Origin of the sequence: Streptomyces typhae (assembly GCF_009755605.1) — a bacterium.
Taxonomy (GTDB): domain Bacteria; phylum Actinomycetota; class Actinomycetes; order Streptomycetales; family Streptomycetaceae; genus Streptomyces; species Streptomyces typhae.
On sequence record NZ_WPNZ01000008.1, the window covers coordinates 115,775 to 127,727 of the forward strand.

The 11,953-nt window shown below is 71.8% G+C and carries 12 protein-coding genes; 6 read left to right on the forward strand and 6 right to left on the reverse strand.

Annotated features, from left to right (window positions below; genetic code table 11):
• Window positions 1-13 precede the first annotated feature (13 nt).
• A complete protein-coding gene (locus GPA10_RS16195) occupies window positions 14-946 on the forward strand; it encodes a phosphorothioated DNA-binding restriction endonuclease (protein WP_157166142.1) in 933 nt (310 codons plus the stop codon).
• Here the strand turns inward: GPA10_RS16195 and GPA10_RS16200 are convergent.
• The 4 genes from GPA10_RS16200 to GPA10_RS16215 all read right to left on the reverse strand — a co-directional run bounded on the left by GPA10_RS16200 (window position 933) and on the right by GPA10_RS16215 (window position 5,680).
• Window positions 933-1,703 (reverse strand): SDR family NAD(P)-dependent oxidoreductase, encoded by a 771-nt coding sequence (locus GPA10_RS16200; protein WP_157166143.1) that lies wholly within the window; start codon window positions 1,701-1,703, stop codon window positions 933-935. The genes GPA10_RS16195 and GPA10_RS16200 overlap by 14 nt on opposite strands.
• A complete protein-coding gene (locus tag GPA10_RS16205; RefSeq protein ID WP_343040948.1) occupies window positions 1,700-3,259 on the reverse strand; it encodes an MFS transporter in 1,560 nt (519 codons plus the stop codon). The genes GPA10_RS16200 and GPA10_RS16205 overlap by 4 nt, the downstream gene beginning before the upstream one ends.
• 55 nt (window positions 3,260-3,314) lie before the next feature.
• The gene (locus GPA10_RS16210; RefSeq protein WP_058849274.1) at window positions 3,315-4,112 is read right to left on the reverse strand and encodes an SDR family NAD(P)-dependent oxidoreductase; all 798 of its coding nucleotides are present in this window, start codon (window positions 4,110-4,112) and stop codon (window positions 3,315-3,317) included.
• 107 nt (window positions 4,113-4,219) lie between these two features.
• Entirely contained in the window at window positions 4,220-5,680 is a 1,461-nt protein-coding gene (locus GPA10_RS16215; protein WP_157166144.1) for an MFS transporter, read from the reverse strand.
• A gap of 161 nt (window positions 5,681-5,841) precedes the next feature.
• On the opposite strand from GPA10_RS16215, the gene GPA10_RS16220 reads away from it, so the two are divergent.
• On the forward strand, window positions 5,842-6,393 hold the full coding sequence (locus GPA10_RS16220) for a MarR family winged helix-turn-helix transcriptional regulator (RefSeq protein WP_157166145.1): 552 nt from the start codon (window positions 5,842-5,844) through the stop codon (window positions 6,391-6,393).
• Window positions 6,394-6,755: 362 nt separating this feature from the next.
• Here the strand turns inward: GPA10_RS16220 and GPA10_RS16225 are convergent, their stop codons facing one another.
• Complete coding sequence (locus tag GPA10_RS16225) at window positions 6,756-7,148, reverse strand: hypothetical protein (RefSeq protein ID WP_157166146.1); 393 nt, start codon at window positions 7,146-7,148, stop codon at window positions 6,756-6,758.
• On the reverse strand, window positions 7,141-8,463 hold the full coding sequence (locus GPA10_RS16230) for a cation:proton antiporter (RefSeq protein ID WP_343040949.1): 1,323 nt from the start codon (window positions 8,461-8,463) through the stop codon (window positions 7,141-7,143). The genes GPA10_RS16225 and GPA10_RS16230 overlap by 8 nt, the downstream gene beginning before the upstream one ends.
• Before the next feature lie 623 nt (window positions 8,464-9,086).
• Here GPA10_RS16230 and GPA10_RS16235 point away from each other — a divergent pair.
• The 4 genes from GPA10_RS16235 (at window position 9,087) to GPA10_RS16250 (ending at window position 11,933) form a co-directional block, all read left to right on the forward strand.
• A complete protein-coding gene (locus tag GPA10_RS16235; RefSeq protein ID WP_241845147.1) occupies window positions 9,087-9,515 on the forward strand; it encodes a helix-turn-helix transcriptional regulator in 429 nt (142 codons plus the stop codon).
• A 5-nt stretch (window positions 9,516-9,520) separates the two neighbouring features.
• Entirely contained in the window at window positions 9,521-9,937 is a 417-nt protein-coding gene (locus GPA10_RS16240) for a VOC family protein (protein ID WP_058849279.1), read from the forward strand.
• 247 nt (window positions 9,938-10,184) lie between these two features.
• Window positions 10,185-11,027: a SigB/SigF/SigG family RNA polymerase sigma factor gene (locus GPA10_RS16245; protein ID WP_157166147.1), complete on the forward strand. Its 843-nt coding sequence runs from the start codon at window positions 10,185-10,187 to the stop codon at window positions 11,025-11,027.
• Window positions 11,028-11,153: 126 nt separating this feature from the next.
• Window positions 11,154-11,933, forward strand: coding sequence for a polysaccharide deacetylase family protein (locus GPA10_RS16250; RefSeq protein WP_157166291.1), 780 nt, complete (start codon window positions 11,154-11,156; stop codon window positions 11,931-11,933).
• Window positions 11,934-11,953 lie beyond the last annotated feature (20 nt).

The window sequence follows — 11,953 nt, forward strand, 5'->3', positions numbered from 1 at the left end:
TACGATCACGGTCATGGACTGGCTGGAGCGCGTCGCGAAGCTGCGGCAGTGGAGTCGGGGTGGTGTGCGGGCGCCGCACAAACCCTTGCTGCTGCTGTACGCGCTGGGGCGGTATCAGGTCGATGCCGAGGGCGAGTTGGCGTACACGGCGGTGGAGGCCGATCTCAAGGGGCTGCTGGCCGAGTACGGGCCCGTGCGTGGGACCACGCCCGCCTATCCCTTTCACCATCTGGTCAGTGACGGGGTGTGGGAGGTACGGACCGACCGCGGTGCCGGCAGCCCCGGCTCCGGCGTGCGGGAGTTGCGGGCGAGCGGCGCCGCCGGGCGGCTGGTGCCGGAGCTGCGGGCGGTGCTCCGACAGGATCCTTCGCTGCTGGGGCGCATGGCAAGGGTCCTGCTGGATCTGCACTTCCCGCCCTCGCTGCACCAGGACCTGTGCGACGCCGTGGGTCTCGAACTGGAGTTGGCGGAGACCGCGACCCTGACGGCGCCCGGGCGTCGGCAACGGGACCGCCGTATGCGGGACGCGGTCCTCACCGCCTACGAGTACCAGTGCGCCTTCTGCGGCTACGACGGCATGCTCGGCACCGTGCCGGTCGGACTCGAGGCCGCGCACGTGCGCTGGTGGGCCTTCGACGGGCCCGACGACGTCGACAACGGGCTGTGCCTGTGCTCCCTGCACCACAAGCTCTTCGACAGAGGCGTCCTCGGCATAGGTGGGACGGAGGGTGCGGGTGGCTCGGGGCGCGGGCATCGCGTCCTCGTGTCCCCGCACTTCGCCGGCCGCAGCCACGCCGCCCGCGAGCACGTCACCACCCTCGCGGGCCGTCCCCTCATCGGGCCCCGGCCCGGCGCCCGCCCCGTCGCCGCCCCCCACCGCTCCTGGCACACCAGCCAGGTCTTCAAGGGCTCCACCCGGCCGGACCGGCTCGTCAGCGGAGTTTGACGGAGCCGCCGTCCGCCATCACCGTCTGGCCCGTCATGTACCGCGCGTCGTCGCTCGCCAGGAAGGCCACCACGGGGGCGACGTCCCGGTCCGGGTCGCCGAAGCGGCCCAGCGGGACCGAGGCCGCGGACCGCTCGTACTGCTCCGGGCGGGCCTCGGCCCACGCGGCCACTCCCGCCGTCAGAGCCATCGGGCAGACCACGTTGACCCGGATGTTGAAGGACGCCCACTCATTGGCCGCCACCCGGCTCAGGCCCCTGATCGCCTCCTTCGCCGCCGCGTACGACGCCTGGTTCGGCTGGCCGTTCAGTCCCGCGCCCGAACCGAAGTTGACGACACTGGCGTTGCCCGTCCTCTTCAGTTCCGGCAGCGCCGCCAGCATGAAGTTGCGCGTCGCGTACAGGCCGGTGTCCATCGCGAGGGCCCAGTCCTCGTCCGTCTGCTCCTCGAACGGCTTCTGCCGCGACACACTCGCGTTGTTGACCAGGACGTCGAGGGAACCGAACCGCTCCACCGCCGTGGCCACCGCCCGCTCCGCCACGTCGCGGTCGGAGACGTCGCCCGGCACGAAGGCCACCGCGTCCCCCGACCCGTCGGCGAGCGCCCGCCCCGCGTCCTCCTGAAGGTCGACCACGACCACGCGGGCGCCGCGCGCGACGAACAGTTTCGTGATGGCGCCGCCGATGCCCGAGGCTCCCCCGGTGACGACGGCCGACTTGCCCTCCAGGGTGCGGGGGTGGTGGTGGGAGTGGGTCATGGTGCGTTTCCCTTCTTGGTTCGGGTGTGACGATCCTCGGTGGCCGTCACGGAGGTGCCCTCGGGCGCGGAGGTGGACGCGGGCGCGGGCGCAGACGCGGACGCGGGCACAGACGTGGGTGCGGGCGCGGGCGCTTCGGCTCCCCCGCCCGGACGGCGCACCCCTCCCCCCGGAATCGCCAGCGTGAGCAGCAGCCCCACCCCCGCGGCCGCCATCGCCACCACGTACGTCATCCGGAAACCGTGCTCGGTCGGTATCTCCGCCGGACCCAGGCGCGTCGTCATGTTCGCCAGGATCGCCGCCGTCACCGCGCTCGACGTCGAGGTGCCGATCGAGCGCATGAGCGCGTTGACCCCGTTGGCCGACGCCGTCTCGGTCACCGGTACGGCGCCCATGATCAGGGCGGGCATCGCGGCGTAGGCGATGCCCACACCCGCGCTGATGATCATCGAGGCGAGGACGATCTGCCACATCTCGGACATCAGGAGGAGGCCGATCCCGTAGCCGACGCCGAGGACCGCCACGCCGACCAGCAGGGCCGTGCGGGCGCCTGACCTGGCCGTGATGCGGGCGGACACGGGTGACAGGGCCATCATCACCAGTCCGCCCGGCGCGAGCGCGAGGCCCGCGGCCAGCGTGGACTGACCCAGGCCGTACCCCGTCGCGGCGGGCGACTGGAGCAGTTGCGGCAGGGTCAGCGACATCGCGTACATCGAGAAGCCGACGAGGACGGACGCCAGGTTGGTGAACAGCACCGGTCGGCGCACGGTGATGCGCAGGTCGACCAGCGGCTGCGCGACGCGCGTCTCGTGGAAGCCCCAGACGACGAGGACGAGGGCACCCGCCGCGAACAGCCACAGAGTGGCGGCGCTGGTCCAGCCCCAGTCCCCGCCCTTGGTGACCGGCAGCAGCAGACACACCAGACCGGCCGCGAGACCGAGAGCACCCGGTACGTCGAAACGCCCCTGCGCGCGCACCGGCGACTCGGGCAGCAGCGCGACGACGAGGGCGAGGCAGACCACGCCCAGTGCGGCGGCGAGCCAGAACAGCACATGCCAGTCGGCGTACTCGACGATGGCCGCGGCGACCGGCAGACCGATCGCGCCGCCGACGCCGAGCGTCGCGCTCACCAGGGACACCGCACCGCCGACCCGCGCGGGCGGCAGTTCGTCCCGCAGCATGCTGATACCCACGGGGATGACGCCCGTGGCCAGTCCCTGGAGCGCCCGCCCGACGATCACCGGGACCAGGCTGTCGGTCACGGCACAGACCACCGAACCCGCCACAAGCGCGGCCAGGCTCGCGACGAGGATCCTGCGCTTGCCGTACATGTCGCCGAGCCGCCCGGCGATCGGGGTCACGACCGCCGCGGCGAGGAGCGTCGCGGTGATCACCCAGGACGTGTCGGACGGCGCCGCGTGCAGCAGCCGCGGCAGCTCGGGGATGATCGGCACGACGAGGGTCTGCATGAGCGACACCACGACTCCGGCCAGCGCGATCACGGGGGTGATCGCGCCCGGTCGCGGCGTGCGCCGGGGGGCGGATGTGCTGGGCACGTAGGTGCTCCTCAAGGGGCGAGGGACAGGTGACAGGCGGGGGCGGAGGCGGCCCTCAGGAGGGGAGTTGCGCCCTTCGCCCCGGCGCGGCCGACGACTGCATCGTCATCCCGCCGTCCACGACGAGGAGTTGCCCGGTGAGGTACCGGGACTCGTCCGAGGCGAGGAACACCATGGTGTGGCCGATGTCCTCGGGTGCGCCGAGTCGGGGCAGGGCGTTGCCCTTCCGCAGACTGTCGATGACGCTCTCCGGCAGGTTGTTCTCCAGGGCCGGTGTCATGACGGCGCCGGGGGCGATCGCGTTGCAGCGCACGTTGTGGGGCCCGTACTGGACGGCCGTCGACTTGGTGATGCTGACCACGGCGGCCTTGACGGCCCCGTACGACGTCTGGAGCACGTCGCCGACCAGCGCGGCGACGGAAGCGGTGTTGATGATCGAACCGCCGCCCGCCCGGATCATGAGGGGCAGCGCGTGCCGGGTGCCGAGGATCGTGCTGGTCATGTTGCGGGCGACGGCCCGGTGGAACTCGTCCATGTCCATGCACAGGAGGTCCAGGTCGGTACGCGGATCGGTGCCGCCCACGTGGTTGCAGAGCACGTTCAGGGAGCCGAACTCCCTGACGGTCGCGGCGATCATGTCCACGATCGAGCTCTCGTCGGTGACGTCCACCGTGACGGGCAGGGCCTGGCCGCCCGCCTTCTCGATGAGCGCCGCCGTCTCCGTCGCGGCGCCGGTGTCGTAGTCGGCGACCACGACCCGCGCGCCCTGCCCGCTCATCAGCTCCGCGGCGGAGCGGCCGATGCCGCTGCCCGCACCGGTGATGACGGCGACCTTGTCCTTGAGGCGTTCCATGAGGGTTTCCTTCGCTGTGTACGGGGGTGTCGGTACGGGGGTGGGTGTGGGTGTGGGTACGGAGATGCCCGTACGGGTACGCGTACGGAGCCGAGCCGCGCGGCGGTTCAGGAGGACGCGCTCGCCGCAGGCACCGCGGCGGTGTCCTGACCGCCGGCGGGCCGGGGCGCCCTGGGAATGAGCAGAGTGACGGCGACCGCCGCGGCCGCGGCGAGCATCGCCACGACGTAGGTCATGCGGAAGCCGTGCTCGGTCGGTACGGAGACGGGCCCGAGCTGTGTGCTCATGGTGGCGAGCATCGCCGCCATGACCGCGCTGGACGAGGACGTGCCGATGGAGCGCATCAGGGAGTTGAGGCCGTTGGCGGACGCGGTCTCGGTCAGCGGTACGGCGCCCATGATCAGGGCGGGGCTCGCGGCGTAGGCGATGCCCACACCGGCGCTGACGATCATCGACATGACGATGATCTGCCAGACCTCCGCCATGAGCAGCAGGCCGACGCCGTACCCGGCGCCGATCACGCACAGTCCGGTCAGTAGCGTCACGCGGGCGCCGTGGCGGGCGGTGATGCGGGCGGAGAGGGGCGCGAAGGCCATCATGACCAGGCCGCTGGGCGCGAGGGCGAGGCCGGCGGCGAGCGTGGACTGACCCAGGCCGTACCCCGTGGCGGCGGGCGACTGCAGCAGCTGCGGCAGGACCAGCGACGTCGCGTACATCGAGAAGCCGACCAGGAGCGAGGCCAGGTTGGTGAAGAGCACGGGGCGGCGCGCGGTGACGCGCAGGTCGACCAGTGGCTGCGCGACGCGCAGCTCGTACACGCCCCAGAGAAGCAGGATCACGACGCCGCCCGCGAACAGGCCGAGGGTCGAGCCGCTCGTCCAGCCCCAGCTCGCGCCCTTGGTGGCGGGCAGGAGCAGGCACACCAGACCGGCGGCGAGCCCGATCGCGCCGAGCACGTCGAACCGTCCCGGGGACTGGTTCGGGGACTCCCGCAGCAGGGTCACGACGAGGGCGAGGCAGACCGCGCCGAGTGCGGCGGCGAGCCAGAACAGCACGTGCCAGTCGGCGTACTCGACGATGGCGGCCGACGCGGGCAGGCCCACCGCGCCGCCGACGCCGAGGGCGGCGCTGACCAGGGCGACGGCGCCACCGACGCGTTCGGCGGGCAGCACGTCGCGCAGGAAGCTGATGCCGACCGGGATGACTCCGGTGGCGAGCCCCTGGAGCGCCCGCCCCGTGATCACCGGCACCAGGCTGTCGGACACCGCGCACAGCACGGACCCTGCGACGACCAGGACCAGGCTCGCGACGATGACCCTGCGCTTGCCGTACATGTCGCCTAGCCGCCCGGCGATCGGCGTGACCACGGCCGCCGCCAGGAGCGTGGCCGTCACCGCCCAGGAGGCGTTCGAAGGACCCGTGTGCAGGAGCTGGGGCAGCTTCGGGATGATCGGCACGATCAAGGTCTGCATGAGCGATATCACGACGCAGCTCAGCGTGATCACCACGGTGACCGGCCCCGATGCCGCGGTGCGGCTGCCGACCGCCCTGGCTGACGACGAAGACATCGAAGCGCTCCTTGATGAGGCAGAGGGGTATGCATGTTACATACGATGTGCATGTTACATACATACGATGCCTCGAACAATGGCCCGGACAACGGCTCGGGGATGAGACGGTTGGGGCCGGACACGGCACACGAGGACATGCGGAAGGGAACACAGCTCAGATGAAGGAGACAGAGGGGGCGCAGGAGTCGAAGGGGGCTCAGGGGTCGCAGGAGTCCAGCGAGCAGGAGCGCCGCCTGGGTGACCTGGAACGCGAGCTGACCCTGCTGTCCCGGCACTTCATCGCCTCACGCGGGCCACGCATCGGCCAGAGCCTGGACCGCTCCGCCTACGTGCTGCTCACCCGCCTCGAAACGGGCGAGCCGCTCACGCTCAAGGAGTTGGCGCACACCTTCCAGGCGGATGTGTCCACCATCCACCGTCAGGTCAACGCCATGCTCCGGCACGGCCTCGTCGAGCGCGTCGGCGACCCCGCGGGCGGGGTCGCCCGCAGGTTCCGCCCCACCCCTCTGGGCCTGGAGCGGCTGGAGGCGGACCGGGCCATCAGCCGGGCGGGAGCGGCCCGGCTGATCGCCGCGGCGGGATGGAGCGGGGAGCGGACGCAGCAGTTCCTCACCCTGCTCGTCGAGTTCAACCACGGCATCGAGGAACTCGAAGGGCTCGCCTGGGTCGGCGCGGGGGGCCGCGCGAAAGACTCGTCCGGCACGAAGTGAGCGCGGGTCCGCGGCCGCGCCCCGCACGTTCTCACCTGCGGACCACGGCCCCGGCCACAGCACGTCGCGAGCCCGCGCCATCGCCACGAACAGGCGGCTGCGGAGCAGCTCTTCGCGTTCGTCGGCCGTTTCCCCGTGCGGGGAGGGCCGTGGGGGCCGGGGGCGGTGTCACCGTGCCGTTGCGCAGGGGGGTGTCGTACTCGGGCAGTGCGTGCGCGCGATCACCGCGGATGCCGATGCCCGCGTCGGCGCGACGGATGCCCGCCGGGGTGGACGGCTGTCGGCCGTCGCCCGCGCTCGCGGCCTCCCACCGGCGGGCCCGGTGACGCGTGGCCTGCCCGCACGAGGGGCACCCCGCGTGCCTAGGTCACCCTGCGGTACGCCGCCCGCGCGTTCACCACCCGCGCCACCACCGTCCCCCCGACCGTCGCCGCCAGCAGGCAGGCCAGCCACGCCGTGTCGCGGTGGCCGGCCCAGGTGAGCCGGCCCGCCGGTGGGATGCCGAAGGTGTTGAGGAACAGCCAGCACAGGACGGCGGTGCCGGGGGCCGCGGTGAAGCGGGCGCAGAGGCCCAGCAGGGCCGCGAGGAGGGAGAGGGCGACCAGGGCCGCCGTGGGTTCTCCGTGGCCGCCGAGGTGGTTGGAGACGGAGACCAGGAGCAGGGCACCGACGAACGCCGCCGACCAGACGAAGGGCGTGGCGACGGGCTGTGGAACGGCCCTCGCGCCCGTGCTGAGCCGCACCCACTCAATCATGCTCGCGGTCCTCTCGTCGGTCTCCGCCTGCCGCTCCCTCCCGCACGGGCGGCACCGGCAGGCGTTCGCGCCGGTCCTGGGAGCGGATGAATTCTTCCACCGGACGGCCCTCCCGCGCCCCCTCCGGCAGAGGCCGGGACGGGATCACGGACGGTGTCCGCGGCGCTGCGGGAGCGACGCGGCGGGCGAGCGGCTCGGTGAAGCGGGCGGTGAGCGGGCCGAGTACGACGAGGATCAGGACGTACGCGGTGGCCAGCGGGCCGATGCGGGGTTCCACGCCGACGGCGAGGCCCGCGATGACGATGGAGAACTCACCGCGGGCGACCAGCGTGCCGCCCGCGCGCCAGCGGCCCGCTCGGCCCACCCCCGCCCGGTGGGCCGCGTACCAGCCGGTGGCGATCTTCGTCAGGGCCGTGACGACGGCCAGGGCGAGCGCGGGCAGCAGGACCGGCGGGATGTCCGCCGGGTCGGTGGACAGACCGAAGAAGACGAAGAAGACGGCGGCGAACAGGTCCCGCAGGGGCGTGAGGAGGGTGCTCGCGCCCTCGGCCACCTCGCCGGAGAGCGCGATGCCGACGAGGAACGCCCCCACCGCCGCCGAGACCTGCAACTCCTGGGCGATGCCCGCGACGAGCAGGGCCAGGCCGAGGACCACCAGGAGCAGCATCTCGGCGTTGTCGGAGGACACCGCGCGGCTGATGAGGCGGCCGTGGCGCAGGGCCAGGTAGAGGACGGCGCCGACGGTGCCCAGGGAGATCAGCAGGGTCAGGGCACCGCCCGCCAGGCTCACGCCCGCGAGCAGTGCCGTGAGTATCGGCAGGTAGAGGGCCATGGCCAGGTCCTCGATCACCAGCACGCCGAGGATCACCGGGGTTTCGCGGTTGCCGAGGCGGCCCAGGTCGCCCAGGACCTTCGCAATCACTCCGGACGACGAGATCCAGGTGACTCCGGCCAGGGCCACGGCCGCGACCGGCCCCCACCCGAGGATCAGGGCCGCGACGGCCCCCGGCACCGCGTTGAGGACGAAGTCGACGGCCCCCGACGGGTACTGCGTCTTGAGGTTGTCGACCAGTTCGGACGCGCTGTACTCCAGGCCAAGGAGCAGCAGGAGCAGGATGACGCCTATCTCCGCGCCGGTGGCGGTGAACTCCTCGCTGGCCCGCAGCGGCAGGATGCCGCCGTGGCCGAAGGCGAGCCCGGCCAGCAGATACAGGGGTATCGGCGAGAAGCCCACCCGTCCCGCGAGGCGCCCGAGGACGCCGAGGCCGAGAATGATGGCCCCGAGCTCGATCAACATGGCAGTGGTGTCGTGCACGGGTTCTGTGTCCTCCGGTGGTGAGTTCGGCGACGGCGTCCACGCCTTCCCGGGTGGCGCTCAGCGTGCGGCCCGCGTACGGGGACCGCTTGGTGGCCGGGACGCGCGAGGCGAGGACGCGCCTGCCGTCCTACTGGTGGACGACGCCCCCGGCGGACGACGACCGGCGGATGCCGGTCCGCTTCCGTCCGCGGGTCGTGGCGCGTACCGACCCCGGGTACGCCTCGGCGGGGCGGGCAGGACGGCAGCGGGAACCGCTGAGGCGACCGGAACCCGGACGCGTCAGCGGCGGCGCTCGCCGAAACCGCTACCGCGGGCGTCGGGTTCAGGCACGCCGTCGCGAGCGGCGTTGTCGGCACGCACCGCCCGGGGAGTCCGCACCGCGGGGCGGCGGACCGTGCGGGTGGGCACGGGCACGACGCTCAGGACAGGGAGATGTGTCCCCATCGTGCCCCCCTCTTCCCGCTCGTGCGGCGTGTCCACGTGGTAGCTGCGCCGGAGTACATATGCAGCGTACAACTAAAGAAACGCACGCAAAATGAGCACACGCCCGCTCAATGGAGCGTAATGACTCAGTAAAGAATACCAGCGCCGTGCTCGAGGGGCTGTGGGATCCTGCTGGGGTGACATCCCTGGAGGACCTCGTCCGGCTGCGTCGGGCCCGTGACCGCATGGACCGCGACTACGCGCAGCCGCTCGACGTGCCGGCCCTCGCGCGGGGCGCGCTGATGTCGTCCGGTCACTTCTCCCGCAGCTTCCGCGCCGCCTTCGGGGAGACGCCGTACAACTACCTGATGACGCGGCGCATCGAGCGGGCCAAGGCGCTGCTGCGCCGCGGCGACCTGTCGGTCACGGAGGTCTGCTTCGCGGTCGGGTGTACGTCGCTGGGGTCGTTCAGCTCACGCTTCACCGAGCTGGTCGGCGAGAGCCCGAGCGCCTACCGGGCCCGCGACCACGGTGACGGCGCCGGCATCCCGGCCTGCGTGGCCAAGATCTACACCCGGCCGGTCAGGATCGGAGAAGCGCCCTCCGCCCCGCCGCCCGTAGCGTGAGATCCATGGACATCAAGCTTTCGCAGTGTTTCATCGCCGTCGACGACCACGACAAGGCGCTCGGCTTCTACCGTGACGTGCTCGGTCTGGAGGTGCGCAACGACGTGGGGTTCGAGGGCATGCGGTGGGTGACCGTCGGCTCCCCGGCGCAGCCCGACGTGAACATCGTGCTCGAACCGCCGCTCGCGGACCCGAACGCGTCCGCCGCCGACAAGCAGGCCATGGCCGAGCTCCTCGCCAAGGGCCTGCTGCGCGGGGTCATCTTCCACACCGAGGACTGCGACGCCACCTTCGAGCGCGTCCGCGCCGGTGGCGGCGAGGTCCTCCAGGAGCCGGTCGACCAGCCGTACGGCGTCCGCGACTGCGCGTTCCGCGACCCCTCCGGCAACATGCTGCGCTTCACCCAGCCGCGCAAGCAGTGACGCGGCCGGCTCCACCGAGTCACCGCAGTATCAAGGCGACTCGGTGAAGCCGTGGTTCCGGACATTCGAGATCGGCACCACGCCCACCCGTTTGCACCGCATGACGACGGGCAGGCGATCATCGTGCTTCGGACAGGAGGCGCGTTCGCGGGACGGTTCCCACCGGTCGCGTACCGCCCTCTGTCGGGCCGTGCGCCCGGTCGTGCCGCGACACCACATCGTCGACACGGCCGAGGAGCGATCATCCATGCCCAGCACGAAGCCCACCGGCACAGCGAGGCCCACCGGCACAGCCACGCGGCACGCGTACGAAGGCCGCCGGCACGCGCACGACGACCGTCCGGAGACGGAGAAGGCCTTCGAGCACCTGGCGGGGCTGCCCGAGGGCCGCGAGCGCGCGCTGCTCTGCGAGGAACTCGTCGCCGCCTGGCTGCCGATGGCCCACCGCATCGCTCACAAGTTCCGCAACCGCGGCGAGAACCTCGACGACCTCCGCCAGGTCGCCGCCATGGGCCTGGTCAAGGCCGTCAACCGCTACGAGCCGGGACGCGGCGCCTTCGAGAGCTACGCCGTGCCGACCATCACCGGTGAGCTGCGCCGCCACTTCCGCGACCACACCTGGGACGTCCGGGTCCCCCGCCGCGTGCAGGACCTGCGCAACCGCGTCCGCTACGCACGCCGCGAGCTGACCCAGACCCCCGGCAGCCCCGAACCCACCGTCGCCCAGCTCGCCGAGCACACCGAACTCGCCCCCCAGGAGGTCCGCGACGGCCTCGAAGCCCTGGACGCCTACCGGTCCCTGTCCCTGGACGCCGAGATGACCGTCGCCGGGGACGACGGCTACCAGCTCGCCGACACTCTCGGCGAGGCCGACCCCGGCTACGACCTGGTCGTCGACCGCCAGGGCGCGAAGGACGGCCTGCGCCGTCTGCCCGAACGCGAGCAGACCATTCTCTACCTGCGGTTCTTCCGCGACATGACACAGAGCAGCATCGCCGAGGAACTCGGGCTCTCCCAGATGCACGTCTCCCGCCTCATCACCAAGTCGTGCCGTCAGGTGCGCGCCGAGGCCCTGGGGGTCGCCTCCTGACGTGACGGGAACCTGTCGACGGGGACGCCGGGGAGGATGACGGCGGGGCCGCGTCGGGCCGAGGGGCCCGCCGCGGCCCCGGCTATACACTCTGTGTATAGTTCACGCATGCTCGCCATACACAAGATGCGGAAGCCCGTGCCGAGGTTGCACCGCCGTACGACCTTCCTCGGGCTCTCCGCGCTCGCCGCGACCGTGGCCCTGACCGGCTGCACCAAGCTGGACACGGTGTCCCCCAGCACCGTCCGCAAGGACGCGGCGAACGCCGAGGCCGCCGACCAGGGCGCTTTCGGCACGGTGGACTGCCGCAAGGCCAAGTGCATCGCGCTGACCTTCGACGCGGGCCCGAGCGAGAACACCCCCCGGCTGCTGAAGATCCTCAAGCAGAAGGCCGTCCCCGCCACGTTCTTCACGCTCGGCAAGAACCACATCGTGAAGTACCCCGAGCTGGTCAAGCAGATGGACGCGGAGGGGCACGAGGTCGCGAGCCACACCTGGTCGCACAAGATCCTCACCAAGATCGAGCCGGCGGAGGCACGCGCCGAGCTGGAGCGCCCCAACAAGGCGATCGAGAAGCTCATCGGCAAGAAGCCCACGCTGATGCGCCCGCCGCAGGGCCGCACCAACGACACCGTGAACAAGATCTCGCGCGACCTCGGGCTCTCCGAGATCCTGTGGACGGTCACGGCGAAGGACTACACGACGAACGACTCGGCGCTGATACAGAAGCGCGTCCTCGAACAGTCGAGCCGCGACGGCATCATCCTGCTGCACGACATCTACAAGGGCACGGTGCCCGCGGTGCCGGGCATCATCGACGAACTCAAGAAACGCGGGTACGTCTTCGTGACCGTTCCGCAGCTGCTCGCCCCCGGCAAGGCCGAGGCGGGCAAGGTCTACCGCTGAGCGGAGCGGAGACGGGCCCG